Source organism: Streptomyces manipurensis (assembly GCF_049570255.1).
GTDB lineage: Bacteria > Actinomycetota > Actinomycetes > Streptomycetales > Streptomycetaceae > Streptomyces > Streptomyces manipurensis.
The window spans coordinates 5,270,300-5,296,462 of sequence record NZ_CP186950.1 but is presented as its reverse complement, the minus strand read 5'-3'; the positions used below and the strand labels follow the sequence as shown (position 1 = coordinate 5,296,462).

The following is a 26,163-nucleotide window of genomic DNA, read 5'->3' as shown; positions in this document are numbered from 1 at the left end:
CCACCCCTGTGAGCAGGAGCATGGAGGGGACGTCGGGGCACCGGGCCCCGGGGTTCACAGGGGGAGCACACCGTCATGAAGACACGCACGCCCATGCGGGCAGGCACGCCCAGGCGGGCACGCACGCACACGCTGATCGCCACCGCGCTGGTCCTCGCCGTCGCGGCGGCTCCGGCCGTCGCCCATGCCGCGCCCGCACCACCGCCGCCCGCGTCCTCGCAGCGGGGCGGGGCGCAGGCCGCGCCACCTCCGGACGCGGCGGCGCTGGAGGCGGCGATCGCTGGCCTGGGCCCGCGGCACCGTGACGCCACGGCCGCGCTGGTCCGGGTGGGCGGGACGGCCGGGAGCTGGCGGGGGAGTTCGGGCGTGGCCGATGTCCGCACCGGCCGGGACGCCGTCGCGCAGGGGCGGTTCCGGGCGGGATCGGTGACGAAGGTGTTCACGGCGGCGGTGGTCCTCCAGCTGGCGGCGGAGGGCCGGGTGGATCTCGACGGGCCCGTCCGGCGTCTGCTGCCCGGTACGGTGCCCGACCGCTACGGGGCCGTCACGGTGCGGCAGTTGCTCGACCACACCAGCGGCATACCGGCCGCCGACGGTCCGGGGGACTCCTTCGAGGAGCAGTGGGAGCACCGCTTCGACGTGACCGATCCGCGGAAGCAGATCGCCGGGGCGGTCGCGAAGGAGCCCGAGTTCGCGCCCGGCACGGCCCAGCACTACCTGAACATCAACTACACGGTGCTCGGTGTGCTGATCGAGCGGGTGACGGGCCTGCGGTACGAGGAGGCCGTGGCCGCCCGGATCCTGCGGCCGCTGGGCCTGCACGGCACGTCCTTCCCGGGGCGGACCGGGACGCGGATCCAGGGTCCGCACAACAGGGGGTACCAGGCGATACCGGGGGCGGACGGCTCGCGCGAGCTGCGCGACGTGACCGAGTGGAACTCCTCCGACCGCTGGGCCGCTGGCGACATCGTCTCGACGACGGCGGATCTGGAGCGGTTCACCGTGGCCCTGTTCGGCGGCCGGGTCGTGCCGGCGGGCCGGCTGGAGGAGATGTTCACCGTGCCGCGGGTGAAGGACTTCACGAGCGGCGGGCCGGCGGTGATGACGGCGGGGCTGTCCCGGCTGGTCCTGCCGGACGGCACGGTGGCCTGGGGCAAGACGGGCGGGCGGTACGGGTACGCCACGGCGATCGGCGCGACCCGGGACCTCTCGCGGACCCTGGTCTATTCGGTGAACGCGACGGACGCCAAGGGCCGGGACGGCAATCCCGTGGCCCTCGGCATCGTCATGGCGGCCTTCACCGGGCAGGGGCGGCCTCCAGCCGCTTGATCATGCGCCGCAGGATCAGGAGGGGGATCACCCCGAAGACACCGAAGGCCATGTCGATGACGCTCCACCAGATCGGTATGCCGCGGATGGGGCCGCAGATCAGAGCCAGCGGGATCACTCCGGCGCAGGCGATCATGCCGGCCTCGACGATCCATATGTTGCGGACCGGGTCGCGGTACACGCCGTAGAAGAAGACGGCGATGACGAGGTGGGCGAAGGCGAGCCAGTCGGTTCCGTAGAGGAGGAAGGGGTAGTCGGCGTCGGCCCGGTCCAGCCCCTCGCCCACCCGGCGCAGCCACTCGTTGTCGATCAGGGCATTGGCCCAGCGGAGTTCGGTCACCAGGGGGAAGGCCGTGAGCCCGCTGAGCACGAGGCAGACGAGGAACAGGACCAGCCAGGCACGGATACGCCGTTCGAGGGCGCTTCTCTCGCTCATGGAAGGAAGCCTACACCCGGAATTGAACACGTTCAGCAAATTTCCTGAACGCGTTCAATTCACTGGAAGGTCAGGTCAGAGCCCTACGATGCCGTTCCACCGGCGGGCGAAGGCGCGGCGCTCGACGGAGGTGATGTCCCGGGCCACGGCGAGGCGCCCCCGCATCTCGTCGTCGGGGAAGACCAGCGGGTTCTCGGCGAGTTCGGCGGTCTCCCGGTCGTCGGAACCGGCCAGGACCTCGCGGGCCGCCGGCACGGGGCAGACATAGTTGACGGAGGCGGCGAGCTCGGCGGCGACCTCCGGGTCGTAGTAGTGGTCGATGAGGGCCTCGGCGTTGGCCTTGTGCCGGGCGAGGTTGGGGACCAGCAGGCTCTCTGCCCAGAGTTCGCCCCCTTCCTCGGGGACGACGAACTCGATGTCGGGGTTGTCCGCGCGGAGCTGGATGGCGTCGCCCGAGTAGGCCTGGCAGGCAAGGACGTCGCCCCTGCTCAGATCGGAGGTGTAGTCGTTGCCGGTGAAGCGGCGCACGTGCCGCTTGCGCACCATGGCCTCGACCCGGTCGCACATCCGGTGGAAGTCGGACTCCGTCCAGCGGGTGACGTCCACCCCTTCGCCCTGCATCAGCAGGGCGAAGGACTCGTCCAGGCCGGAGAAGAGGGTGACCCTGCCCGTCAGGTCCGGGGCCCACAGGTCCCGTACGGACTTGATCTCGCGGCCCAGGGCCCTGCGGTTGTAGGCGATGCCGGTGATTCCGGACTGCCAGGGGACGGTGTGCAGCCGGCCCTCGTCGAAGGCGGGGGAACGCAGCTGGGGATCGAGGTTGCCCGCCACGTTGGGCTGCGTCGACCGGTCCATCTTCTGGGCCCAGCCCAGGTGCACGAAGCGGGCGGCCATCCAGTCGCTGACCACGACGAGGTCGTGGCCGGTCTCCTGGCGGTTCATCAGGGCCGGGCTGACCTTGCCGAAGAACTCGTCGTTGTCGTTGATCTCCTCGGTGTACGCGACCTCGATGCCGGTCCGCTCCGAGAAGGCCTCCAGCGTCGGCCGGCGCTCCTCGTCCTCCTCGTCGGTGTCGATGTACAGCGGCCAGTTGGAGAAGGAGACGCTCCGGTCCCGGTCCGAACGGTCCGGTCCCCCGCGCCGCTCCTCCGGTACGTAGGCGGCGGGCACACCGCAGCCGGCGAGTGCGGCCGACAGGCCCGCGGCGCCGATTCCGGAGAGCATCACGCGGCGGGAGAAGGCGAGTTCAGGCATAGGCACAGCCTCGGCGGAACGCGGAGGGGCGGGCAATAGACATGTTGTCTACTGCCCGCCCCGTCAACGCTCAGCTGTGATCGATGCGCCGATCCGCGCCGGTCAGCCGTCGAGCGAGGTCATCACGTGCTTGATGCGCGTGTAGTCCTCGAAACCGTAGGCGGAGAGGTCCTTGCCGTAGCCGGACTTCTTGAACCCGCCGTGCGGCATCTCGGCGACGAGCGGGATGTGGGTGTTGATCCACACGCAGCCGAAGTCGAGGTTCTTGGACATCCGCATGGCGCGGCCGTGGTCCTTGGTCCACACGGAGGAGGCGAGGGCGAACTCGACGCCGTTCGCGTACTCCAGGGCCTGGGCCTCGTCCGTGAAGGACTGGACGGTGATGACGGGGCCGAAGACCTCGTTCTGGATGATCTCGTCGTCCTGCTTGAGGCCCGAGACCACGGTCGGCGCGTAGAAGTAGCCCTTGTCGCCGACCTGGTGGCCGCCCGCCTCGACCTTGGCGTGGGCGGGGAGGCGCTCGATGAAGCCCGCGACCTGCTTGAGCTGGTTCGGGTTGTTCAGCGGGCCGTAGAGCACGTCCTCGTCGTCCGGCGCACCGGTCTTCGTGTCCGCGGCGGCCTTGGCGAGCGCCGCGACGAACTCGTCGTGGATCGACTCGTGCACGAGCACCCGGGTGGCGGCCGTACAGTCCTGGCCCGCGTTGAAGTAGCCGGCGACGGCGATGTCCTCGACGGCCTTGGCGATGTCGGCGTCGGGGAAGACCACGACCGGGGCCTTGCCGCCGAGCTCCAGGTGGACGCGCTTGACGTCCTTGGAGGCGCTCTCGGCGACCTGCATGCCGGCGCGCACCGAGCCGGTGATGGAGGCCATCGCCGGGGTGGAGTGCTCGACCATGGCCTTGCCGGTCTCACGGTCGCCGCAGATGACGTTGAAGACGCCCTTGGGCAGCACCGAGTCGATGATCTCCGCCATCAGCACGGTGGAGGCCGGGGTGGTGTCGGAGGGCTTCAGCACGACGGTGTTGCCCGCCGCGATGGCCGGCGCGAACTTCCACACGGCCATCATCATCGGGTAGTTCCACGGCGCGACCTGGGCGCATACGCCGACCGGCTCACGGCGGATGATCGAGGTCATTCCGTCCATGTACTCGCCGGCCGAGCGGCCCTCCAGCAGACGGGCCGCACCCGCGAAGAAGCGGATCTGGTCCACCATCGGCGGCAGCTCCTCGCTGGCCGTGAGGCCCAGCGGCTTGCCGGTGTTCTCCGACTCGGCGGCGACGAGCTCGTCCGCACGGGCCTCGAAGGCGTCGGCGATCTTCAGCAGGGCCTTCTGGCGCTCGGCGGGGGTGGTGTCGCGCCAGCCCGGGAAGGCGGCCGCGGCGGCGGCCATGGCGGCGTCGACATCGGCCTGGCCCGAGAGCGGGGCGGTCGCGTACACCTCGCCGGTGGCCGGGTTGACCACCTCGGTGGTCCGCCCGTCGGCGGCGTCCTTGAACTCCCCGCCGATGTAGTTGCGCAGACGACGCAGTTCGGTGGTCACTACAGCCACACTCCTGATCACATGTCCAACGATTGAGACGTTTACCAAAGCCTAGCCCCTCGGCGGAGGCTTTCGACAGACCCGGACGCCACCACCTACGAAATCAGTGAGATCAGAGTCTTCAAACAACGGATTTCATTGATTCCGTCTTGCGGAACAGACGACCCTCGTGCACAGTGAGGTCGTGGTCAGTCGAAGCGCAGATTCCAGGAACAGACAACCGTCCCCTTCGGTCGATGCTGTGTCCCTGGCGATCATCGAGCAACTGCAGGAGGACGGCCGCCGTCCCTACGCGTCCATCGGCAAGGCCGTCGGCCTGTCCGAGGCCGCGGTGCGCCAGCGCGTGCAGAAGCTGCTCGACCAGGGCGTCATGCAGATCGTCGCCGTCACCGACCCGCTCACCGTGGGCCTTCGACGCCAGGCGATGGTCGGCATCAACGTCGAGGGCGACCTCGACCCGGTGGCCGACGCGCTGACCGCGATGGCCGAGTGCGAGTACGTCGTGATGACCGCAGGGTCGTTCGACCTGATGGTGGAGATCGTCTGCGAGGACGACGACCACCTGCTCGAAACGATCAACAAGAAGATCCGCACGCTCCCCGGCGTGCGATCAACCGAAAGCTTCGTTTACCTGAAGCTGAAGAAGCAGACCTACATGTGGGGAACTCGATAGCCCGTGAGCCAGGACCTCTCCAAGACCGCGTACGACCACCTGTGGATGCACTTCACCCGCATGTCGTCGTACGAGAACGCACCCGTCCCCACCATCGTGCGTGGTGAGGGCACCTACATCTTCGACGACAAGGGCAAGCGCTACCTCGACGGTCTCGCCGGACTGTTCGTGGTCAACGCCGGTCACGGCCGCAAGGAACTGGCCGAGGTCGCCTACAACCAGGCCCAGCAGCTCGCCTTCTTCCCCGTGTGGTCCTACGCCCACCCGAAGGCCGTCGAGCTCGCCGAGCGCCTGGCGGACTACGCCCCGGGCGACCTGAACAAGGTCTTCTTCACCACCGGTGGCGGCGAGGCCGTCGAGACCGCGTGGAAGCTCGCCAAGCAGTTCTACAAGCTGCAGGGCAAGCCCACGAAGTACAAGGTCATCTCGCGTGCTGTGGCCTACCACGGCACCCCGCAGGGCGCCCTGTCCATCACGGGCCTGCCGGCCCTCAAGGCCCCCTTCGAGCCGCTGGTCCCCGGCGCGCACAAGGTCCCCAACACCAACATCTACCGCGCCCCGATCTACGGCGACGACCCCGAGGCCTTCGGCCGCTGGTGCGCCGACCAGATCGAGCAGCAGATCCTCTTCGAGGGCGCCGACACCGTCGCCGCCGTCTTCCTGGAGCCGGTGCAGAACGCCGGCGGCTGCTTCCCGCCGCCGCCCGGGTACTTCCAGCGGGTCCGCGAGATCTGCGACGAGTACGACGTGCTCCTCGTCTCCGACGAGACCATCTGCGCCTTCGGCCGCCTCGGCACGATGTTCGCCTGTGACAAGTTCGGCTACGTGCCGGACATGATCACCTGCGCCAAGGGCATGACCTCGGGCTACTCCCCGATCGGTGCCTGCATCGTCTCCGACCGCATCGCGGAGCCCTTCTACAAGGGCGACAACACCTTCCTGCACGGCTACACCTTCGGCGGACACCCGGTGTCCTCGGCGGTGGCCATCGCCAACCTCGACATCTTCGACAAGGAAGGCCTCAACCAGCACGTGCTGGACAACGAGGGCGCCTTCCTGAAGACGCTGCAGAAGCTGCACGACCTGCCGATCGTCGGCGACGTCCGCGGCAACGGCTACTTCTACGGCATCGAGCTCGTGAAGGACAAGGTCACCAAGGAGTCCTTCACGGACGAGGAGACCGAGCGCGTGCTCTACGGCTTCCTCTCCAAGGCGCTCTTCGAGAACGGCCTGTACTGCCGGGCCGACGACCGTGGCGACCCGGTCATCCAGCTGGCGCCGCCGCTGACCGCGGACCAGGGGACCTTCGACGAGATCGAGGGGATCCTGCGCACGGTGCTCACCGAGGCGTGGACCAAGCTCTGACATCCCCGACCAGGCTGTGAACGGCCTGGGGGTGCAGTGGTCCGAACACACGGCCCGGATCCTTCGTTCGAGTGAGAACGCGAGGGTCCGGGCCGTGTGCTGTCACCATCCAAGCGGTTCATCTCTTTACATCTCAGTGCGGCGCCAGTGACCGATGCGGGCACCGCTTCGTTCCCCCGGACGGAGGTGTACGCCATGGTGTCCCCACCGGATATTGCCCCGCCTGACAATGACGTCCTCTGGGCAAGTTCCCTTCACTACTCCCACAGCGGTGCCCCCGGCCTCGTCGGGGTCTCCCTCGGAGTCCGCCAGGGCGAGATCCTGGCGCTGACCGGCCCCCGCGGCAGCGGCAAGACCACCCTGCTGCGCTGCCTCTCGGGGCAGCTGCGCCCCTCCGAGGGCGAGATCTGGTTCAACAGCGTCCCCGTGCACACCATGGGTGACCTGGCTCGCGAACGGCTGCGCCGCGACCGGTTCGGCTGGATCGGTCCCGAACCACAGCTGCTGCCCGAACTGAAGGTGTGGGAGAACGCCGCGCTGCCGCTGCTCCTCTCCGGGGCCTCGCACCGCAGCGCCAAGCACGCCGCCTGCGAATGGCTGGACCGCCTCGACATCGCGGGCCTCGCCCGCAAGCGTCCCGCGGCCCTGACCCGTGCCGAGTGCCAGCGCGTCGCCCTGGCCCGCGCCCTGGTCACCGTGCCGTCCGTGATCCACGCCGACGAGCCCACGGCCCCGCTGCACCGGGCCGAGGGCGCGCTGCTGCTGCGGACCCTGACCACCGCGGCCCGCTCCCACGACATCACCGTGCTGCTGGCCACCGACGACGAGGCCACCGCCGCCGTCGCCGACCGGAGCCTGGCCCTGGTCGACGGTCGGCTCGCCGGCCCGGCGCCCGCCGCCTCGCCGCTCCCCGACACCCCGGAGGGCCAGGCCGCGTGCTCGCTCTCCGCCTAGCCCGCGGCTCCCGGCCAGTCGTCCAGGCACGGCGTCTCCTCGTCGCCGCCGCCTCGGCCGGGACAGGCTTCCTGCTGCTGTACGTACTCGCCTCCGCCGTCGACCGGCCCGCCGGATCGTTCCCCCGCCTGCTGTGGGCGCTGGTCCCGGTGGCCGTCACGGTCCACCTCGCCGTCACCGTGGCCCGCGCCGACCCGGCGACCCGTCCCCGCGAGGGACTGGACGCCGCCGGGCTGGGCCCCGTACGGCTCGGTCTGGCCGCGGCGATCTCCACCGCCGTCGCCTGCGTCCTCGGCAGCGCCGTCGCCCTGGCCGTCTTCCTCCACCTGCGCGGCGACCTGGCCGGGCTCCCCTTCGACGGCGCAGGCTCCCGCCTGCTCCACGGTGACCAGCCGCTGCCCCTGGCGTCCGCGCTCACCCTGCTGGCCCTGGTCCCGCTGGCCGCCTCGGCGGCCACCGTCCTCGCGCTGCGGCCGCACCGCCCGCTGGCACCGCAGACCGGGCTGCCCTGGGGCATCACCCTCGCGGCCTGCGGTTTCGCCGTCGAGGCGTTCGGGGGACGCGGCCTGGGCATGCTCGCGGGCTGGTCGCTGACCGCCGTCGGGCTCGCCCTCGCCGGTCCCGGCCTGGCGTACGCCAGCGGCAGTCTGATCCAGGCCGTGCGTCCGGGCGGGCTGCGGCTGCTGGCCGGACGGGCCCTGCAGGAGCAGGCGCCCCGGATCGGTCCCGCGCTCGGCGTGCTGTGCTCGGTGGCGGCCGGCGCCCTGACGGCGTTCGCCCTGCGCGACCGCGGCGGCCTGCACGTACCGCTGGGCCAGCTGACCTGGCCGGCCGTGACGCTCGTCGCACTGTGCGCCGCAGCGACCCTTCTCACATCCGCGGTGGAGGGCCGCCGGTCCGGACCGTCCTGGCGCGAGGCACTGCTCGACGTGGGCGCTCCCGCCAAGGTCCTGCGCACGGCGGCCGGTTTGCGGGCCACGGCCCTCGTCGCGGTGTGCGTTCCGCTCAGCTTCGGTGTGGCACAGCTGACGTCTCTGGCGCTGACACGCTGACGCGGACTGCCTTTAGAGTGAGCCGAATGGTCAACGCAGACATCGAGATCGAGACGCTCGCCGAATTCGACCAGGTCGTGGCACGCGGCTCGCTCAGCGGCTACCGGATCCAGTCGGTCAACCTGCTGGAGCGGACCTTCGCCCTGCTGTCCGCCGACACCTCGGCGGCCGTGTTCCTGGGCTGCCCGATGGAGCCCGACGCGGCGGCGAAGGTCCGCGCCGACGGCGCGCTGGTCTTCCCGCCCGTCCCGGGGCTGCCCTTCGACCCGTACCGGGGACTGCTCTACACGCCGGAGGAGCTCTTCACCGGGCTCCCCGACGGGTACGAGGCCACCCCGGACGCCGAGGCGTACGCCTGGTTCCAGGAAACCAAGGCCGACGGCGACGTCTACTCCTCCATGCTGCGCGCCCTCCACGACGACGCGATATCGGACGCCCTCGACGAACACCTCGCCGGTGCCCGTGTGGTGGGCGTCATGGGCGGCCACGCCCTGGCCCGCGGCGGCCCGGACTACCGGGACGCGGCGGAGCTGGGCCGGGCGCTGACCCGTTCCGGGCTCACCGTCGCCACCGGCGGCGGACCCGGCGCGATGGAGGCCGCCAACCTGGGCGCCCATCTCGCGCCCGCCCCCGACGACGCCCTGGCCGAGGCCCTGGAGATGCTCGCCAAGGCCCCGTCCTTCGAGCCGTCGGTGGCCGACTGGGCGCGCGCCGCCTTCGCCGTGCGGGAGCGCTGGCCCGACGGCGGTGACTCGGTGGGCATCCCGACCTGGTTCTACGGGCACGAACCGCCGAACGCCTTCGCCGGGCACGTCGCGAAGTACTTCACGAACGCCGTCCGGGAGGACGGTCTGCTGGCCCGCTCCAACGCCGGCGTGGTCTTCCTGCCCGGCGCGGCGGGCACCGTCCAGGAGATCTTCGACAACGCGACGCCGAACCACTACGAGTCGCGCGGCGAGCCGACCCCGATGGTGCTGGTCGGCCACACCCACTGGACCGAGCACCTGCCGGCCTGGCCCCTGCTGCGGGCCCTCGCCCGCGGCCGGTCCATGGAGTCGCGGATCGCCCTGGTCGACTCGGTCGACGAGGTCCCGGACGTGCTCGCTTCGATGGGCTGAGGTCCACAGGCAACTTCCCGGCCGTTTCCCACGTCTGGCAGTGGTACCGCAAAACCTGCCAGACGTGAACGGAGCCCTCGGTGCTCATAGGCCTGCTGACCGCTGTCGCGGCATCCATCTGCTACGGCACGGGATCCGTGCTGCAAGCCGTCGGATCCCGCCGCGCCGCACGGATGTCCCCGGCGGCGGCCGGGGTGACCGCCCACGGCGGCCCCAACCTCTCGTCGACCGCTAAGGCGGCGATGACATGGGAGTTCATCGTCGGCACCGTCCTGGACTTCGTGGGCTTCGGGCTCGGCGCCCTCGCCGCCCGGCTGCTGCCGCTGTTCCTCTCCCAGACGGTCATCAGCGCCAACCTGGTGATCACCGCCGTGCTGAGCGTGAAGATGCTGGGCATCCGGCTGACCCGCAAGGAATGGGCCTCGATCGCGACCGTCTGCACCGCCCTGGTGCTCCTGGCGACCGCAGCCGGCCACGAGGGCGGGCACCACGCGCCGATGTCCACGCACTGGTGGCTGCTGGCCATCACCCTGCTGCTGATGGTCGGCGGCACGGTGGCCGTGCGCCTGCTCGGCGGCCGGGCCGCGATCCTGGCGGGCCTGCTGTCCGGCCTGGGCTTCGGCGCGCTCGGCGTCGGGGTGCGGATCCTGAACGGCGTCGACCCGTTCGACCTGGGCGCCCTGCTCACCGACCCGGCCCTGTACGCCATCCTCATCGCCGGCGTCGGCGGCATGTACCTGCACACCGTCGCCCTGCAGATCGGCTCGGTCAACGGCGCCACGGCGGCGCTGGTCGTCGGCGAGACGGTGCTCCCGGGGGCGATCGGCGTGCTCTGGCTGGGCGACGCCTCCCGACCCGGGCTGGGCTGGCTGGCGGTGGCCGGCTTCGTCATGGCGGTCGCCGGCGCCGTGGCGGTCGCCTGGTACGGCAAGCACGAGGCGGCCGAGGACGGGGCGCAGGCCCCGGTGGAGCAGCCACAACCGGTCGGCTGACCCCGGCGGCCGGCCGGGCCCGTACGGCCCCCGGCCGTCACCCGGTCGGCCGCCCCCGGTGGTGGCGCGGCGGCGGCTGCCGCTTGCTGGACCGGGGGAGAGAGTGAGGGGTTCATGGAGCCCACGACCGACCGGCTCAAGACGCCGCGCGCGGCCGGGATGGCGGGGATCGCCTTCGGCCTGCTGCTCGCGGCCGCGATCGTCCTCATGCGGATCGCCGTGCCCTCGGGCAGCGCCGACGCGACGGTCGACCCGGACAACCGGTGGGCCATCCAGGTGTCGCTGGAGATCGTGCCCTTCGCGGGGATCTTCTTTCTCTGGTTCATGGGCGCCCTGCGCACCCACACCGGGGCGGCCGAGGACCGCTTCGTCGCGACCGTGTTCCTCGGCAGCGGATTCGTCTTCGTCGCCACGCTGTTCGCCGCGGCCGCCGCGGCGGGCACCGTGCTGAGCGAGGGGAACCCCTCCGAGTTCGGCCGCCACTACGCCTACACCCTGCTGTCGACGTACGCCATGCGGGTGGCGGCGGTGTTCGTCCTCGCGACCTCGACCATCGGTCGGATGCTCGGCGTCTTCCCCCGGCCGCTGGCCCTCCTGGGCACGCTCGTGGGGCTGGTGCTGCTCGTGGTGGGTTCCGGCGTGCCCTGGTCCGAACTGCTCTTCCCCGCATGGGCGCTGATCGTCAGCATCCACATCCTGCGGGCCCGCCGCGGCACCGCCCACACGCCCGGTCAGGACCGTCCGCACCCTTCCTGACCTGGGAGTCCGTACTCCGGCAGGCGGCCTGTGGGCCCCGCGTGCATGCTGGTGGCAGGGGAGGACCCGGGGGTGACGGGGAGGAACAGCCGAGGGAAAGGCAGATCCGTCATGAGGCTTGTCGTCGACCTCAACCGCTGCCAGGGATACGCCCAGTGCGCGTTCCTCGCTCCTGACGTCTTCGCCATGCACGGCGACGAATCGCTGCTGTACAACCCGGAGGCGCCCGCCGAGCAGCGCGAGGACGTGCTGCGCGCGGTGGCCGCCTGTCCGGTCCAGGCCATCCTCCTCGAACTGACGGACGCGGACATGGCGCACCTGCCGGCCGCCGCGGAAGCCGCCGCCTCCGCCACTCCCTCCGGAGGCTCTCGGTGACCGCTGCCGGAACGCACGACGGAGCCCTGGAGCGCCTCAAGCGAGAGGGCCGCATCGTCATCGTGGGTGCCTCGCTGGCCGGTCTGCGGGCCGCCGAGACCCTGCGGGACAAGGGCTTCGCCGGTTCGCTCACGATGATCGGCGACGAACCGTACGAGCCGTACGACCGCCCGCCGCTGTCCAAGCAGGTCCTGCTGGGCAACGCGGTGGCGGACCACACGGCGCTCCCCCGCCGCCGGGCCGTCGACGCCGAGTGGCGTCTCGGAGTCCCGGCCACCGGCCTGGACATGGCGGCCCGCAGGGTCCGCCTCGGCAACGGCGACGAGGTGGAGTACGACCGGCTGCTCATCGCCACCGGCGTGCGCGCCCGGCCCTGGCCGAACGAGGAGGAGGGCGCCCTGGAGGGCGTCTTCGTGCTCCGCACCCGCGACGACGCCGAGGGGCTCCAGCGGGCCCTCGCGGCGGGCCCGCGCCGGGTGCTCGTCATCGGGGCCGGGTTCACCGGGTCCGAGATCGCCTCGGCCTGCCGGAAACGGGGCCTGGAGGTCACCGTCGCCGAACGCGGCGGCGCGCCGCTGGTGGGCGCGCTCGGCGGGGTCATCGGCGACGTGGCCGCGGACATGCACCGGGAGCACGGGGTGGACCTGCGCACCGGTGTCATGGTGACCTCGCTGGAGGGCGACCCCTCCGGACGGGTCCGCGCGGCCCACCTGTCCGACGGGTCCACCATCGAGGCGGACGTGGTGGTCGTGTCGCTGGGGGCGCAGCGCAACACCGAGTGGCTCTCCGGCTCCGGCCTGGGAGCCGGCCCCCGGGGCATCGCCTGCGACGCGGGATGCCGGGCCTTCGACATCCGGGGCATCGTCACGGACGACATCTACGTGGCGGGTGACGTGGCGCGTTCCCCGCACGCGCTGTTCGGCTACCAGTTCCTGTCGCTGGAGCACTGGGGCAACGCCGTCGCCCAGGCCGACACCGCCGCGCACAACATGCTCAGCGAGAGCGCGGACCGCCGACCCCACCTGTGGGTCCCGGCCTTCTGGTCCTCGCAGTTCGGCGTGAACATCAAGTCGGTCGGGGTGCCGCCGATGGGGACGGAGATCCTGATCACCCAGGGTTCCCTGGCCGAGCGCCGGTTCGCAGCCGTCTACGGCTACCAGGGACGGGTGATCGCGGCCGTCACCTTCGACAACTGCCGTTGGCTGCCGTTCTACGAGCAGCAGATCGAGACCACCGCGCCGTTCCCGCCGACGTTCTCCACCGTGGACCGCCGCCCGGAGGGGCACAAGCCCCTGCCGGCGGACTTCCCGGACCCCTCGGTGCCCACGCACGGACCCACGATCACCCTCAGCGGCTACTCGCCGGCCGACCGGAAGATGACCTTCACCCCCGGAAGATGACCTTTCACGAGGATCACGAGGACCCGCCATGACCCAAGCCCTCCTGCGGGAGATCATCGACTACGCGAGCCGGGCCAATCCGTACCCGCTGTACGAGGAACTCCGCAAGACACCGGTGTCCCACGACGGGGACGGCCCGTACGTCGTCAGTACGTACTACGAGATCCACAGCCTGCTGCACGACCCCCGGATCAGCTCCGACTCCCGCAACCTGAAGGCCACCGGGGACGACCCGCTGGCCGGCCAGGACGAGGGGGAGGGAACGACCCTGCCGGCGTCCTTCCTCAAGCTCGACCCGCCCGACCACGACCGGCTGCGGCGGATGACGAACCGGCCGTTCGGGCCGCCGCACACCCCGCACCGGGTGCACGACATGCGCGAGGAGCTCGGCGGCCTGGTCTCCGGGCTGATCGACTCCATCGCCACGAAGGGGAACCTGGACCGGATCGACCTGGTCGACCAGTTCGCCTACCCGTTCCCGGTCACCGTCATCTGCCGCCTCCTCGGGGTCCCCCGCGAGGACGAACCGCGCTTCCACGTCTGGGCGGAGACCCTCGCGGCCAGCCTGGACCCGGACCCCGACGAGGACCCCACGCAGCGCGGCAAGGGCTCGAGCGACGCCCGCATGGAGCTGGGCATGTACCTGGCCGGGCTGATCGAGGAGCGCCGCAAGAACCCCGGCGACGACATGCTGTCGCAGCTCGCCACGGCCGACGGCCCGGACGGCGCCATGACGACGATGGAGGCGCTCAGCACCGCCGCGCTGCTGCTGATCGCGGGCCACGAGACCACCGTCAACCTCATCACCAACGGCATGCTGACGCTGCTGCGCCACCCGGACGTCCTCCAGCGGCTGCGGGGGAACCCGGACCTGGCCGTCCCGATCGTCGAGGAACTCCTGCGCTACGAGCCGCCGGTGCAGCTCCTGCCGCAGCGCACCACGCTCTGCGACGTCGAGGTCGGCGGTGTCACCATCCCCCAGGGCGCGTCCGTGTGGCTGATGCTGGCCTCCGGCAACCGGGACCCGAAGCGGTTCGAGAACCCGGACCGCTTCGACCCCGACCGCGCCGACATCCAGCACCTGGGCCTGGGCAGCGGCATCCACAGCTGCTTCGGCGCCCCGCTGGCCCGGCAGGAGGCGCAGCTGGCGCTGAGCGAGCTGGCCCGCCGGCTGGAGAACCCGCGGCTGCTGGAGGACCCGCCGCCCTACCGTCAGAACGCGGTCCTGCGCGGCCCCCGCCACCTCCAGGTCGCCTGCGACGGCATCCGCCCCTAGCGGGCCGTCCCTACGGGCTGTCCGCACCGGCCTCCGGGCAGCGCAGGATCTGCCCGGCGGCCGTGCCGACCAGGACCGTCCCCCCGGGGGCCGCGTACAGCGACAGCGGCCCGTACGGGGGAAGCCGGTGGCGGGCGAGGAGCCTGCCGTCGGCGGCGTCGGCGCGCAGGAGGGTGCCGTCGGCGCACAGGGCGTGCACCACGCCGGCCTCCGCGTCGAGGTCGATGACCGGGGAGCCCGTCGGGCAGGTCCACAGGATCCCGCCGGAGGCGAGGTCGCGGCGGCGGAGTTCCGTTCCGCCGTGCAGCAGGGCCGGACCGCGGTCGTCGCACACGTACACCGAGCGGGCGGGCGGCGCGGGGTCGGCGGCGCACAGCACCGTCTCGGCGCCGTCCGGGGCGAGCGCGACGATCTGCCGGCGGCCGCGCAGGTGGAGCAGTTCGGGGCAGCGGCGCACGTCGAGGGGGATCAGGTCGTAGCGGTCGCCGACGTGGACGGATCCGGTGAGGGTGGTCCCGGAGTGGATCCGCGTGTCGGGTGCGGTGGGCGGTTCGGCGCCGGAGCAGCGGTCGTGGGTGTCGCGGAGCGCCCAGACGCCGTCCGTACGGGTGGACAGGCCGGCCGAGAAGGGCACGGTCAGGCGCTCGGTGACGGTGCCGTCGGCGGTGTCGACGAGCAGGACGTCGGTCCGGGTGCGGGAGTCGGGGCCGGGAACGGCGACTCGCACGGTCCGACCGTCGGCGGCCGGCGCGATCCGGACGCCTCCGGCGGCGGACGGGGCGGGCACGCTCCAGAGCAGCGCACCGTCGGCGGAGCGGCATTCCACCGCCACGTGGCTGCGGGTGGCGAGGACCCGTCCGTCGGGCAGGGCGGCCACCGCCTGGACCCCGCCGTGCGGCCCGTAGGTACGGCCGGCCCGCGCGGCGAGCGCGCGGAGCAGCGGGAGGGCGGGGGGCGGGTCGTCGTCGGGGGCCGCGGTGCCGTCGTGCGGCTCCCGGTCGAGGGAGGACAGGTCGACGGCGTCGGGAGCCAGGCCCCGCCAGTCGTCGCGTACGACCGTGGCGCGGGCCGTGCGGTGCCAGGTGCCGTCGTCCATGGCGATGAAGGTCGCCCGGAGGGTGCGCTCGTCCTGCCAGCGGACCGCTTCGACGCCCCAGGCGGGGTCGGGGAAGTCGACGCGGTGGCCGGTGTCGGGCTCCAGCAGGGTGATGCCGCCCTTCCGGCAGTACCCGTCGCCGTTGTCGAGGGCGACGGCCAGGAGGGGCAGCGCGGGGTGGAACGCGATCGAGTCGGTCTCCGCCGCGAAGGTGGCCAGCTGGACGCAGGACAGGTCTTCGGACCGGTAGACGGCGATCCGGCTGGACCCGCTCGTCACCGAACTGACGGCGGTCCACCGGCCGTCGGCGCTGGTCACGGCCTGGGTCGCAAGGCCCAGCAGCTCGGGGAAGGGCTCGTCGTGGAGGGCGGTGAACGCCGCCGGAAGGTCGGGCATCGTGCTCCGTTGCTCCATCGGGTGGGCGGACGTCACTCGGGCGAGGCCGTCCGGAGACCGCGGCCGGGCCGCCGACGGCCCGCGCGCCACAGGTCTGCGCTACGGTCCCTCCTTCCGCGGCAGGACGACCACCTCGCCCGGGGTGAAGGTCACCTCCACCGCGTCGCCCGCGGCCGGGGCACCCGCCAGGGCGCACTCGGCCTCCAGCGGCGGCCCCGACGAGGGCCGCAGGCCCAGGGTGACGTGGGTGCCGCGGAAGGTACGGGAGACCACCTCGCAGCGCAGGCCGACGGCGCCGAGGACGACCCCGGCCGGCCGGACCAGCAGCCGCTGCCCGCCCTGGGGGGACCCGGCCGGGACGGGGACCTTGCCCCACGCGGTCGTGGCCCACTCCCCCGAGACGTCGGCCGGGACGACGTTCTCGAAGCCGAGGAAGCGCGCCACGAACTCGGACGCGGGCCGCTGCCAGACCTCCAGTGGGGTACCGGCCTGCGCGATCCGTCCGTCCCGCATCACCACCACCCGGTCGGCCAGGGCGAAGGCCTCCCCCTGGTCGTGCGTGACGGCGAGCACCGTCGTGCCCAGCCGGGTAAACAGGCCACGCAGTTCCACCACGAGCCGTTCCCGCAGGCCCCGGTCCAGCTGCCCGAGCGGCTCGTCCAGCATGAGCAGCCGCGGTGACGGCGCCAGCGCCCGGGCCAGCGCCACCCGCTGCTGCTCGCCGCCCGACAGGGAGGCCACGGCCCGGCCCTGGGCTCCGGGCAGGCCGACCAGGTCGAGCAGCTCGGCGACCCGGGCGGTGCACGCGGTGCGGCCCTCGCCGCGCATGCGCAGCCCGAAGGAGACGTTCGCGCGGACGTCGCGGTGCGGGAAGAGCTGGTGGTCCTGGAACATCAGGCCCACGCCCCGCCGGTGGACGGGCACGGCCGCCTGGTCGGCGCCGCCGAGCAGTACCCGCCCGCCGGAGACCTCCTGGAGGCCGGCGACGACCCGCAGCAGGGTGGACTTGCCGCTGCCGCTCGGCCCCAGCACGCACACGATCTCGTGCTCGGCGACCGCGAGGTCCACGCGGTCGAGGGCGTTCCCGGCCGTGCTCCCCGCGAAGCGGACGGACACCCCTTCCAGCTGAAGCAGGGTCATCAGAACTCTCCGGAGGTGTTGTCGGGTCGCAGTCGCTCCAGCACCAGCAGGGACACCGCGCACACCAGCATCAGGATGGTGCTCAGGGCCATCGCCTGCCCGTAGTTCAGCTCGCCGGCCCGTCCCAGCAGCCGCGCCACGGCCACCGGCAGGGTCGGCCGGTCCGGCCGTGCGATGAAGACGGTCGCGCCGAACTCCCCGAGCGAGACGGCGAAGGCGAACCCGGCGGCGATCAGCAGCGCCCGCCGCACCAGGGGCAGGTCCACCTCGCGCCAGGCCCGCAGCGGTGACGCGCCGAGCACCGACGCCGCCTCCCGCAGCCGTCCGTCGACGGCGCGCAGGACCGGCAGCATGGTCCGTACGACGAAGGGGACGCCCACCAGCGCCTGGGCCAGCGGGACCAGGATCCACGAGGTCCGCAGGTCCAGCGGCGGTTCGTCCAGGGTGATGAGGAAGCCGAAGCCGACGGTGACGGCGGAGACGCCCAGCGGGAGCATCAGCAGCGCGTCGAAGCCGCGGGCGAAGGCGCCCGCGCGCCGGGTCAGCGCGGCGGCCGCCAGTCCCCCGATGACCAGGGCGATCGCGGTGGCGGCCAGCGCGTACTGCAGGGAGTTGCCGATCGCCTCCAGCGGTGGCACCAGGAAGGTACCGCCGCCGGCGCCCGATTCGGCCAGTGCCCGGTAGAAGCCGAAGCCGTAGCCGCCGGGGGCGTCGAGGGACCGCTCGACGAGCACGCCCAGGGGCAGCACGATCAGCACCGCGACGGTCAGCAGCACCCCGCCGAGCAGGGTCCGCTGGGCCCAGCCGCGCGGCCGGCGGGTGGTGCGGCCGGGGTCCACCAGCCGCAGGGCGGTCTCCCGGCGGCGCACGGTCCAGGCGTGCACGGCGAGGATCGTGCCGATCGCGGCGAACTGCACCATCGTCAGCACGGCGGCCGTCGGCAGGTCCAGGAGCTGGGCGGTCTGGCGGTAGACCTCCACCTCCAGGGTGGAGTAGGAGGGTCCGCCGAGGATGAGCACGACGCCGAAGGAGCTGAAGGTGAAGAGGAAGACCATCAGCGAGGCGGCCGCCACGACGGGCGCCAGCGCGGGCAGGGTCACCCGCCGCCAGGCCGTGAAACGGCCGGCTCCGAGGACCCGGGCGGCCTCCTCCTGGCGGGGGTCCAGCTGGGCCCAGAGCCCGCCGACCGTGCGGACGACGACGGCGTAGTTGAAGAAGACGTGGGCGAGCAGGATGGCCCAGACGGTGGTGTCGAGGCGGACGCCGAGGGTCTCGTCCAGGAGGCCGCCGCGCCCCAGCAGGGCGAGGAAGGCGGTGCCCACGACCACGGTCGGCAGGACGAAGGGGACGGTGACCACGGCCCGCAGCAGCTGCTTGCCGGGGAACTCGAAGCGCGCGAAGACGTACGCCCCGGGAAGCGCGATGAGCAGGGTGAGCGCGGTGGAGACGAGCGCCTGCCAGGTGGTGAACCACAGGACGTCGGCGATGTCGGGCCGGCTCAGCACCTCGCCGAAGCGGCCGAACTGCCATCCGGTGTCGGTCTTGAGCCCGCGCCCGACGATCGCGGCGACGGGGTAGGCGAAGAACAGTCCGAAGAAGGCGAGCGGGACGGCCATCAGGGCGAGCCGCACCAGCGCCGCCCGCGCTCCCCCGCCGGCGGCCGGGGCCGGGGCGGGGCCCGGCGCGGCGCCCCCCGACGCCGCGCCCGTTCCCCTGTCTCCGGTTCCGCCTACTTCACGACGGTCGAGGTCCACGCCTTGACCCACTGCTCGCGGTTCTTGGCGATGTTCTCCGGAGTGACGTTCTCCGGCTTCTCGATCACCACACCGTGCTTGGTGAAGAGCTCGGGCAGCGCGGCGTCCTTGGTGACCGGGTTCACGAACATCTGCAGCGGCATGTCCTCCTGGAACTTCTTGCTGATCAGGAAGTCCAGGAGCGCCTTGCCGCCCTCTTCGTTCTTGGCGCCCTTCAGCAGGCCCGCGAACTCGATCTGGCGGAAGCAGGTGCCGGTGGAGACGCCCGTGGGCGCCTCGGCCGGCTGGGGCTCGCCGTACAGCACCTCGACCGGCGGGCTGGAGGCGTAGGAGACGACCAGCGGCCGGTCGCCCTTGGCCTTCTTGCCGCCCGCGGAGCCGGAGAAGCGCTCGTTGTAGGCCTGCTCCCAGCCGTCGACGACCTCGACGCCGTTGGCCTTCAGCTTGGCCCAGTAGTCCTTCCAGCCCTCCTCGCCGTACTTTCCGACGGAGGCGAGCAGGAAGCCGAGGCCGGGCGAGGAGGTCGCCGCGTTCTCGGTGACCAGCAGGTTCTTGTACTCGGGCTTGATCAGGTCGTCCAGCGTCTGCGGCGGGGCGATCTTCTTGTCGGCGAAGTAGGCCTTGTCGTAGTTGACGCAGATGTCGCCGGAGTCGACCGGGGTGACCCGGTGCTCCTTGTCGAGCACGTACTCCGGCTTGACCTCGGCCAGGCCCTTGGCCTCGTACGGGGTGAAGATGCCGTTGTCGAGGGCGCGCGAGAGCAGGGTGTTGTCGACGCCGAAGAAGACGTCGCCGCGCGGCGATCCCTTGGTGAGGATCTCCTGGTTGAGTGCGGTGCCGGCGTCGCCGGACTTCAGCACCTTCACGGTGTAGCCGCTGGTCTGCTCGAACTCCTTCAGGACCGTGTCGGTCACGTTGAAGGAGTCGTGGGAGACGAGGGTGACGGTCTTGGACTTCGGGGCGTCGCTCGTGCCCGACGGCTTGTCCTTGGTGTCGCCGCCGCCGCAGGCGCCGAGCGTGGTGACGCCCAGCGCGGCCGCGAGCACGGCGCCCGCGATCTTCTTGGTGGTGCTCACTGGTGAATTCCTCCTGGGATGTCCAGGAGAAGACGCGGCCCTGCCCGGCGCTCTGTGGGAGCGGACGCCGGGCAGGGCGCAACAGCTTGAGTGGTGACCGAACTTCCTACCCCGAATGACCGGGGCGAGGTTCAGAGGGTCTGCGGATGACGGAACCGCACTCTCAGCGCTGTGGCGCTCCCCTGTCGGAATATGAAATTGGTTCGGCCACAGGGTACCCCGTGGCCGAATCGCGACGGACAGAAGCGGAAGCTACCGCTCCGAAGCGGCCAGCTGGCCGCACGCGCCGTCGATCTCCTGGCCACGGGTGTCCCGGACGGTGACGGGCACTCCGTGGCGGGCGATCGCCTCGACGAAGGCCTTCTCGTCCTCGGGCCGCGAGGCGGTCCACTTGGATCCGGGCGTCGGGTTCAGCGGGATCAGGTTGACGTGGACGCGCTTGCCCTTGAGCAGCCGGCCCAGGAGGTCACCGCGCCAGGCCTGGTCGTTGATGTCGCGGATCAGGGCGTACTCGATGGAGATCCGGCGGCCGGACTTCTCGGCGTACTCCCAGGCCGCGTCGAGGACCTCGCGGACCTTCCAGCGGGTGTTCACGGGGACCAGGGTGTCGCGCAGCTCGTCGTCGGGCGCGTGCAGGGAGACGGCCAGCCGGCACTTGAAGCCCTCGTCCGCGAAGCGCAGCATCGCCGGGACCAGGCCCACCGTGGAGACGGTGATGCCGCGCTGCGACAGGCCGAGGCCGTCGGGCTCGGGGTCGGTCAGCCGGCGGATGGCACCGACGACGCGGTTGTAGTTGGCCAGCGGCTCGCCCATGCCCATGAAGACGATGTTCGACAGCCGCGCCGGGCCGCCGGGCACCTCGCCGTCGCGCAGGGCGCGCATGCCGTCGACGATCTGGTGCACGATCTCGGCGGTGGACAGGTTGCGGTCCAGGCCCGCCTGGCCGGTGGCGCAGAACGGGCAGTTCATGCCGCAGCCGGCCTGCGAGGAGATGCACATGGTGACCCGGTCGGGGTAGCGCATCAGCACGGACTCCACGAGCGTGCCGTCGTGCAGCTTCCACAGGGTCTTGCGGGTGGTGTCGTCGTCGCAGCTGATGTGCCGGACGACGTTCATCAGGTCCGGGAGGAGCTCCTGGCGGAGCTTGTCCCGGGAGCCCGCGGGGATGTCCGTCCACTCGGCCGGGTCGTGCGCGTAGCGGGCGAAGTAGTGCTGGGAGAGCTGCTTGGCCCGGAAGGGCTTCTCGCCGATCGCGGCGACCGCCTCGCGGCGCTCGGCCGGGGTCATGTCGGCGAGGTGCCGGGGCGGCTTCTTGACCCCGCGGGGAGCGACGAAGGTGAGCTCACCCGGAGCGGGACGGGGGGCCATGCGGTACTCCTCAGTACGACGAGGTGGGGGTCACCCCGCGCGTGCAGGGCCGGTCCGCGGCGTGGCCGCTGGACGGAAAGGGCGCGCCACGTCACGCGGCGCGCCCTCCAGGATAACCCGACCCGGTCCGGTCACCCGGTGCCGACGAAGGCCGCCAGCAGCAGCCACACCACCGGAGCGGTGGGCAGGAGGGAGTCGAGCCGGTCCATGATGCCGCCGTGCCCCGGCAGCAGGGTGCCCATGTCCTTGATGCCCAGGTCCCTCTTGATCATCGATTCGCCCAGGTCGCCCAGGGTGGCGCTGACCGCGACCGCGAGGCCGAGCAGCAGGCCCTGCCACCAGGCGCCGCCGTCGATGAGGAACTCCATGCACAGCGCGCCCGCAGCCATCGCGAAGGCGACCGCCCCGAAGAGCCCCTCACGCGTCTTCCCGGGGCTGATGCGCGGCGCGAGCTTGGTCTTGCCGAAGCGCCAGCCCACCGCGTACGCACCGGTGTCGCTGACCACGGTCAGCACCAGGAAGGTGATCACGCGCTGGGGGCCGTCGTCGGGCGTGAGCAGCATCGCGACGAAGGTGGCGAGGAAGGGCACGTAGAACGCCGCGAAGGCGCCCGCCGTGACGTCCTTGAGGTAGTCCTCGGGCGGCTCGGTCATCCGCCAGACCAGGACCGCCAGGACGGTCAGGGCCATGGCGACCCAGGCCCCCTCGGCCCCGCGGACGTACCCGGCGATGACCATGGCCGCGCCGCCGACCGCGAGCGGGACCAGCGGGGCCTTGATGCCCTTCTTCTCCTGGAGCCGGGAGGTGAGCTCCCAGAGGCCGACGACCACCGCGACGACGATCACGCCGACGAAGACGGCCTTGACGATCAGCAGCGAGGCGAAGATCACCGCACCGAGACCGACACCGACCCCTATCGCGGCACGCAGGTCCCGTCCCGCGCGCTTCTTGGGCGGCGGAGGCGAGGAGTCCTGCGGCTGCTGGGCATGCGGGGGCGGGGGGCTGGGCATGGGCTCCTGCGGCGGCGTCTCGGCGCGGAAGGGGGAGCCGCCGTGCGGGGCGGCCCCCCGATCGCGTGCTTCCCGGCCGTCGAAGTCACGGCCGGCGGCATCGGGCACGATGGGCATGGGCCGAGTGTGAGGGCCCACCTGCGCATCGTATGCGGGACCCGCCGGAACCGGCTCCGGCTGCCAGGAAGAGTCGTTCATCAGACTTCGAGGAGCTCGGCTTCCTTGTGCTTGAGGAGCTCGTCCACCTGCGCGACGTACTTCGCGGTGGTGTCGTCGAGCTCCTTCTCCGCGCGGCGGACCTCGTCCTCGCCCGCCTCCTTGTCCTTGACGAGCTTGTCGAGGGCGTCCTTGGCCTTGCGGCGCACGGAGCGGATGGAGACCTTGGAGTCCTCGGCCTTGTTCTTGGCGACCTTGATGTACTCCTTGCGGCGCTCACCGGTGAGCTCGGGGAAGGTCACCCGGATGATGCGGCCGTCGTTGCTCGGGTTGACGCCGAGGTCGGAGTCGCGGATGGCCTGCTCGATGTTGCGCAGCGCGGACGCGTCGAACGGCGTCACGATGGCCATGCGCGGCTCGGGAACCGCGAACGAGGCGAGCTGGTTGATGGGCGTGATGGCGCCGTAGTAGTCGGCGACGATCTTGTTGAACATCGCCGGGTGCGCACGGCCGGTGCGGATCGCGGCGAAGTCCTCCTTCGCGACGACGACGGCCTTCTCCATCTTCTCCTCGGCCTCGAGGAGGATTTCTTCGATCACCACGTGCTCCTGCATGTCTTGATTGGATGGTTCAGGCGGGCCGGTCCGGGCTCCGGTCCGGCGGCGGACTGCTCAGGCCCGGGTTTCCTCGTCGCTGACGAGCGTGCCGATCTTCTCACCCTTGACCGCGCGGGCGATATTGCCCTCGGCGAGCAGCTCGAAGACGAGGATCGGCAGCTTGTTGTCACGGCAGAGGGTGATGGCGGTGGCGTCGGCGACCTTGAGGTCGCGGGAGAGCACCTCGCCGTACTCCAGCGCGTCGAACTTCACCGCGTCCGGGTTCTTCTTCGGGTCGGAGTCGTAGACCCCGTCGACACCGTTCTTGCCCATGAGGAGGGCCTCGGCGTCGATCTCCAGGGCGCGCTGGGCGGCCGTGGTGTCGGTGGAGAAGTACGGCATGCCCATGCCGGCGCCGAAGATGACCACGCGGCCCTTCTCCAGGTGGCGCACGGCGCGCAGCGGGATGTACGGCTCCGCGACCTGCCCCATGGTGATGGCGGTCTGCACGCGGGAGTCGATGCCTTCCTTCTCCAGGAAGTCCTGGAGGGCGAGGCAGTTCATGACCGTACCGAGCATGCCCATGTAGTCGGACCGGGCCCGGTCCATGCCGCGCTGCTGGAGCTCGGCGCCGCGGAAGAAGTTGCCGCCGCCGATCACGACGGCGATCTCCGCGCCGTCGCGGACCACCGCGGCGATCTCACGCGCGATGGCGTGGACGACGTCGGGGTCGACGCCCAGTCCTCCGCCACCGGAGAAGGCCTCGCCCGACAGCTTCAGCATGAAGCGGCGGCCCTTCTTGAACTGGTCGCTCTTGTCGTCGGATGCGGTGTGGGGGTCCACGCCCTGATTCATGGAGATCTCCTCGTGCACATACGAAGAAGGCCATTGCCGGTGGGTCCTTGCGGTTCCCTCTTCGGCAATGGCCTCCTCGTCAGATCTGCGGTCGCCTCGCGCAAGCGCGGACGACTGCTTCAGACCCTACCGGGGTCCGGTGTCCGTCGCGTACGGACGGACTCAGATGCCGACCTTGATGCGGGTGAAGCGCTTCAGGGTGACACCGGCCTCGTCCAGGACCTTCTGGACGGACTTCTTGTTGTCCAGGGCGTAGGCCTGGCCGAGCAGCGTGGCGTCCTTGAAGAAGCCGTTGACGCGACCCTCGACGATCTTGGCGATGGCAGCCTCGGGCTTGCCCTCCGCGCGGGTGACCTCTTCGGCGATGCGACGCTCGGACTCGACCTTCTCGGCCGGGACGTCCTCGGCGGACAGCCACTGCGGGGCGAACGCGGCGATGTGCTGCGCGACGCCGCGGGCGACCTCGGCGTTCTCCTTGTCGAGCTCGACCAGGACGCCGATCTGGAACGGCAGGTCGGGCATCGTGCGGTGCATGTACGCGGTCACGTAGCCGCCGGAGAACTGCGCGAAGCGGTCCAGGACGATCTTCTCGCCGAGGTTGGCGTTGGCCTCGTCGACGAAGGCGGTGACGGTCTGACCGGGCTTGATCTCGGACGCGAGCAGCGCCTCGATGTCGGCCGGGGAGGTGGCGGCGACGTGCGCGGCCAGCTCGTTGGCGACGGCCAGGAACTTCTCGCCCTTGGCGACGAAGTCGGTCTCGCACTTCAGCTCGACGATGACACCGGAGGTGTTGTCGTCGGCGATGAGGGAGACGACGGCACCGTTCTCGGCGGAACGGCCCTCGCGCTTGGCGACGCCCTTCTGGCCCTTGATGCGGAGGGCTTCCTGGGCCTTGTCGACGTCACCGTCGGCGTCCACGAGCGCGTTCTTGCAGTCCAGCATGCCGGCGCCGGTGAGCTCGCGGAGCTTCTTGACGTCAGCGGCGGTGTAGTTCGCCATGAGTCTGTGATTCTCTCTCGAAGTCGTAGATCTACGGGTGAACGGCGGAGGCGCCGCGCTCGTGGCGCGGCTCCCCCGCCGTCATCGTCCGCGCTGTGAGTGCCCGGCGGGTGAACGCCGGGCGCTCTCAGTGGGTCAGGCCTGCTCGGCGTCGGCGGCCGGGGCCTCGGCGGCCTCGGCGGCCGGAGCAGCCTCGGCGGCGGCGTCGGCGGCCGGAGCCTCGTCAGCCTTCTTGTCGCCCTCGAGCAGGTCGCGCTCCCACTCGGCGAGCGGCTCGGCGGCGGCCTTCTCGCCCGGCTTCGAGTCGCCGGTCGCAGCGCCGGAGCGGGCGATGAGGCCCTCGGCGACGGCGTCGGCGATCACGCGGGTGAGCAGGGTGACGGAACGGATCGCGTCGTCGTTGCCCGGGATCTTGTAGTCGACCTCGTCGGGGTCGCAGTTGGTGTCGAGGATCGCGACGACCGGGATGTGGAGCTTGCGCGCCTCACCGACGGCGATGTGCTCCTTCTTGGTGTCGACGATCCAGACGGCGCTGGGAACCTTCGACATCTCGCGGATACCACCGAGGGTCTTCTCCAGCTTGGCCTTCTCGCGGGAGAGGACCAGGAGCTCCTTCTTGGTGAGACCCGAGGCGGCGACGTCCTCGAAGTCGATCGCCTCAAGCTCCTTCAGACGCTGGAGGCGCTTGTAGACGGTGGAGAAGTTGGTGAGCATGCCACCGAGCCAGCGCTGGTTGACGTACGGCATGCCAACGCGCGTCGCCTGCTCGGCGATGGCCTCCTGGGCCTGCTTCTTGGTACCGACGAACATGATGGAGCCACCGTGCGCGACGGTCTCCTTCACGAACTCGTAGGCGCGGTCGATGTACGACAGCGACTGCAGCAGGTCGATGATGTAGATGCCGTTGCGCTCCGTGAAGATGAAGCGCTTCATCTTCGGGTTCCAACGACGGGTCTGGTGACCGAAGTGGACGCCGCTCTCCAGCAGCTCCCGCATCGTGACGACGGCCATGGCCATCTCCTTGGTTTCTCGGTTTGGTTCCTGACGCCCCACCGCGCCCTGCCCCCTCAAGGGGACCGAGAGACGCTGTCACCTGGCCGTTTCGGGCTGGTGCCGGGGCGTGCGAAGTCGACCCGGTGACCCGGATCGCCACAAGAAGTGTACGGGACCCGGCGGTATGCCGGGTGACGCCGTT

24 protein-coding genes are annotated in these 26,163 nt (G+C 71.3%); 11 read left to right on the top strand and 13 right to left on the bottom strand.

The window, feature by feature from the left end; all coding sequences use genetic code 11:
* Positions 1-75: 75 nt before the first annotated feature.
* Positions 76-1,329, top strand: coding sequence for a serine hydrolase domain-containing protein (locus ACPU2J_RS24620; RefSeq protein ID WP_423833989.1), 1,254 nt, complete (start codon positions 76-78; stop codon positions 1,327-1,329).
* Here the strand turns inward: ACPU2J_RS24620 and ACPU2J_RS24615 are convergent.
* The 3 genes from ACPU2J_RS24615 to ACPU2J_RS24605 form a co-directional block, all read right to left on the bottom strand.
* A complete protein-coding gene (locus tag ACPU2J_RS24615) occupies positions 1,298-1,765 on the bottom strand; it encodes a hypothetical protein (RefSeq protein ID WP_361597586.1) in 468 nt (155 codons plus the stop codon). The genes ACPU2J_RS24620 and ACPU2J_RS24615 overlap by 32 nt on opposite strands.
* 75 nt (positions 1,766-1,840) lie before the next feature.
* On the bottom strand, positions 1,841-3,019 hold the full coding sequence (locus ACPU2J_RS24610; protein WP_420079457.1) for a polyamine ABC transporter substrate-binding protein: 1,179 nt from the start codon (positions 3,017-3,019) through the stop codon (positions 1,841-1,843).
* A gap of 102 nt (positions 3,020-3,121) precedes the next feature.
* Positions 3,122-4,561, bottom strand: a complete 1,440-nt coding sequence (locus tag ACPU2J_RS24605; protein WP_361597580.1) for a gamma-aminobutyraldehyde dehydrogenase — start codon at positions 4,559-4,561, stop codon at positions 3,122-3,124.
* Between the two features lie 169 nt (positions 4,562-4,730).
* On the opposite strand from ACPU2J_RS24605, the gene ACPU2J_RS24600 reads away from it, so the two are divergent.
* The 10 genes from ACPU2J_RS24600 to ACPU2J_RS24555 all read left to right on the top strand — a co-directional run bounded on the left by ACPU2J_RS24600 (position 4,731) and on the right by ACPU2J_RS24555 (position 14,522).
* The gene (locus tag ACPU2J_RS24600; protein ID WP_007266859.1) at positions 4,731-5,234 is read left to right on the top strand and encodes an Lrp/AsnC family transcriptional regulator; all 504 of its coding nucleotides are present in this window, start codon (positions 4,731-4,733) and stop codon (positions 5,232-5,234) included.
* A 3-nt stretch (positions 5,235-5,237) separates the two neighbouring features.
* Positions 5,238-6,599, top strand: a complete 1,362-nt coding sequence (locus ACPU2J_RS24595; RefSeq protein ID WP_361597577.1) for an aspartate aminotransferase family protein — start codon at positions 5,238-5,240, stop codon at positions 6,597-6,599.
* 195 nt (positions 6,600-6,794) lie between these two features.
* A complete protein-coding gene (locus ACPU2J_RS24590; protein ID WP_423833988.1) occupies positions 6,795-7,553 on the top strand; it encodes an ABC transporter ATP-binding protein in 759 nt (252 codons plus the stop codon).
* Positions 7,535-8,605: a hypothetical protein gene (locus ACPU2J_RS24585; RefSeq protein WP_365079694.1), complete on the top strand. Its 1,071-nt coding sequence runs from the start codon at positions 7,535-7,537 to the stop codon at positions 8,603-8,605. Before ACPU2J_RS24590 ends, ACPU2J_RS24585 begins: the two co-directional genes overlap by 19 nt.
* Positions 8,606-8,631: 26 nt before the next feature.
* Positions 8,632-9,723: an LOG family protein gene (locus ACPU2J_RS24580; RefSeq protein ID WP_423833987.1), complete on the top strand. Its 1,092-nt coding sequence runs from the start codon at positions 8,632-8,634 to the stop codon at positions 9,721-9,723.
* An 80-nt stretch (positions 9,724-9,803) separates the two neighbouring features.
* Entirely contained in the window at positions 9,804-10,715 is a 912-nt protein-coding gene (locus ACPU2J_RS24575) for a hypothetical protein (RefSeq protein ID WP_420079461.1), read from the top strand.
* 114 nt (positions 10,716-10,829) lie between these two features.
* Positions 10,830-11,471: a hypothetical protein gene (locus tag ACPU2J_RS24570; protein WP_423833986.1), complete on the top strand. Its 642-nt coding sequence runs from the start codon at positions 10,830-10,832 to the stop codon at positions 11,469-11,471.
* 111 nt (positions 11,472-11,582) lie between these two features.
* Positions 11,583-11,846 (top strand): ferredoxin, encoded by a 264-nt coding sequence (locus tag ACPU2J_RS24565; RefSeq protein ID WP_361597559.1) that lies wholly within the window; start codon positions 11,583-11,585, stop codon positions 11,844-11,846.
* On the top strand, positions 11,843-13,246 hold the full coding sequence (locus ACPU2J_RS24560; RefSeq protein WP_423833985.1) for an NAD(P)/FAD-dependent oxidoreductase: 1,404 nt from the start codon (positions 11,843-11,845) through the stop codon (positions 13,244-13,246). Before ACPU2J_RS24565 ends, ACPU2J_RS24560 begins: the two co-directional genes overlap by 4 nt.
* A 28-nt stretch (positions 13,247-13,274) precedes the next feature.
* Entirely contained in the window at positions 13,275-14,522 is a 1,248-nt protein-coding gene (locus ACPU2J_RS24555; protein ID WP_423833984.1) for a cytochrome P450, read from the top strand.
* Between the two features lie 10 nt (positions 14,523-14,532).
* Here the strand turns inward: ACPU2J_RS24555 and ACPU2J_RS24550 are convergent, their stop codons facing one another.
* The 10 genes from ACPU2J_RS24550 to rpsB form a co-directional block, all read right to left on the bottom strand.
* Positions 14,533-16,014, bottom strand: coding sequence for a hypothetical protein (locus ACPU2J_RS24550; RefSeq protein WP_423833983.1), 1,482 nt, complete (start codon positions 16,012-16,014; stop codon positions 14,533-14,535).
* Between the two features lie 99 nt (positions 16,015-16,113).
* A complete protein-coding gene (locus ACPU2J_RS24545; RefSeq protein ID WP_423833982.1) occupies positions 16,114-17,154 on the bottom strand; it encodes an ABC transporter ATP-binding protein in 1,041 nt (346 codons plus the stop codon).
* Entirely contained in the window at positions 17,154-18,770 is a 1,617-nt protein-coding gene (locus ACPU2J_RS24540; protein WP_420082340.1) for an ABC transporter permease, read from the bottom strand. The genes ACPU2J_RS24545 and ACPU2J_RS24540 overlap by 1 nt, the downstream gene beginning before the upstream one ends.
* Positions 18,771-18,883: 113 nt before the next feature.
* The gene (locus tag ACPU2J_RS24535; RefSeq protein ID WP_361597544.1) at positions 18,884-19,984 is read right to left on the bottom strand and encodes a thiamine ABC transporter substrate-binding protein; all 1,101 of its coding nucleotides are present in this window, start codon (positions 19,982-19,984) and stop codon (positions 18,884-18,886) included.
* Between the two features lie 252 nt (positions 19,985-20,236).
* The gene (gene rlmN / locus ACPU2J_RS24530; RefSeq protein WP_420079468.1) at positions 20,237-21,352 is read right to left on the bottom strand and encodes a 23S rRNA (adenine(2503)-C(2))-methyltransferase RlmN; all 1,116 of its coding nucleotides are present in this window, start codon (positions 21,350-21,352) and stop codon (positions 20,237-20,239) included.
* Between the two features lie 131 nt (positions 21,353-21,483).
* Positions 21,484-22,560 carry a phosphatidate cytidylyltransferase gene (locus ACPU2J_RS24525; RefSeq protein ID WP_420079469.1) on the bottom strand — a complete coding sequence of 359 codons (1,077 nt, stop codon included), beginning with the start codon at positions 22,558-22,560 and terminating at the stop codon, positions 21,484-21,486.
* On the bottom strand, positions 22,560-23,117 hold the full coding sequence (gene frr, locus ACPU2J_RS24520) for a ribosome recycling factor (RefSeq protein WP_030028670.1): 558 nt from the start codon (positions 23,115-23,117) through the stop codon (positions 22,560-22,562). The genes ACPU2J_RS24525 and frr overlap by 1 nt, the downstream gene beginning before the upstream one ends.
* A gap of 72 nt (positions 23,118-23,189) precedes the next feature.
* Positions 23,190-23,969, bottom strand: a complete 780-nt coding sequence (pyrH, locus tag ACPU2J_RS24515) for a UMP kinase (protein WP_037928730.1) — start codon at positions 23,967-23,969, stop codon at positions 23,190-23,192.
* Positions 23,970-24,131: 162 nt separating this feature from the next.
* Positions 24,132-24,968, bottom strand: coding sequence for a translation elongation factor Ts (tsf, locus tag ACPU2J_RS24510; RefSeq protein ID WP_350987711.1), 837 nt, complete (start codon positions 24,966-24,968; stop codon positions 24,132-24,134).
* A gap of 135 nt (positions 24,969-25,103) precedes the next feature.
* Positions 25,104-25,979 carry a 30S ribosomal protein S2 gene (gene rpsB / locus ACPU2J_RS24505; protein ID WP_365079721.1) on the bottom strand — a complete coding sequence of 292 codons (876 nt, stop codon included), beginning with the start codon at positions 25,977-25,979 and terminating at the stop codon, positions 25,104-25,106.
* Between the last annotated feature and the right edge of the window lie 184 nt (positions 25,980-26,163).

Bases quoted from the DNA above. Each gene is read 5' to 3' on its own strand.
- ACPU2J_RS24550 (WP_423833983.1), bottom strand. From the start codon at position 16,014: ATGCCCGACCTTCCGGCGGCGTTCACCGCCCTCCACGACGAGCCCTTC.
- ACPU2J_RS24565 (WP_361597559.1), top strand. From the start codon at position 11,583: ATGAGGCTTGTCGTCGACCTCAACCGCTGCCAGGGATACGCCCAGTGC.
- ACPU2J_RS24540 (WP_420082340.1), bottom strand. From the start codon at position 18,770: ATGGCCGTCCCGCTCGCCTTCTTCGGACTGTTCTTCGCCTACCCCGTC.
- ACPU2J_RS24610 (WP_420079457.1), bottom strand. From the start codon at position 3,019: ATGCCTGAACTCGCCTTCTCCCGCCGCGTGATGCTCTCCGGAATCGGC.
- tsf (WP_350987711.1), bottom strand. From the start codon at position 24,968: ATGGCGAACTACACCGCCGCTGACGTCAAGAAGCTCCGCGAGCTCACC.
- rlmN (WP_420079468.1), bottom strand. From the start codon at position 21,352: ATGGCCCCCCGTCCCGCTCCGGGTGAGCTCACCTTCGTCGCTCCCCGC.
- ACPU2J_RS24580 (WP_423833987.1), top strand. From the start codon at position 8,632: ATGGTCAACGCAGACATCGAGATCGAGACGCTCGCCGAATTCGACCAG.
- ACPU2J_RS24615 (WP_361597586.1), bottom strand. From the start codon at position 1,765: ATGAGCGAGAGAAGCGCCCTCGAACGGCGTATCCGTGCCTGGCTGGTC.
- ACPU2J_RS24620 (WP_423833989.1), top strand. From the start codon at position 76: ATGAAGACACGCACGCCCATGCGGGCAGGCACGCCCAGGCGGGCACGC.
- pyrH (WP_037928730.1), bottom strand. From the start codon at position 23,969: ATGAATCAGGGCGTGGACCCCCACACCGCATCCGACGACAAGAGCGAC.
- ACPU2J_RS24570 (WP_423833986.1), top strand. From the start codon at position 10,830: ATGGAGCCCACGACCGACCGGCTCAAGACGCCGCGCGCGGCCGGGATG.
- ACPU2J_RS24590 (WP_423833988.1), top strand. From the start codon at position 6,795: ATGGTGTCCCCACCGGATATTGCCCCGCCTGACAATGACGTCCTCTGG.
- rpsB (WP_365079721.1), bottom strand. From the start codon at position 25,979: ATGGCCGTCGTCACGATGCGGGAGCTGCTGGAGAGCGGCGTCCACTTC.
- ACPU2J_RS24555 (WP_423833984.1), top strand. From the start codon at position 13,275: ATGACCCAAGCCCTCCTGCGGGAGATCATCGACTACGCGAGCCGGGCC.
- ACPU2J_RS24545 (WP_423833982.1), bottom strand. From the start codon at position 17,154: ATGACCCTGCTTCAGCTGGAAGGGGTGTCCGTCCGCTTCGCGGGGAGC.
- ACPU2J_RS24525 (WP_420079469.1), bottom strand. From the start codon at position 22,560: ATGAACGACTCTTCCTGGCAGCCGGAGCCGGTTCCGGCGGGTCCCGCA.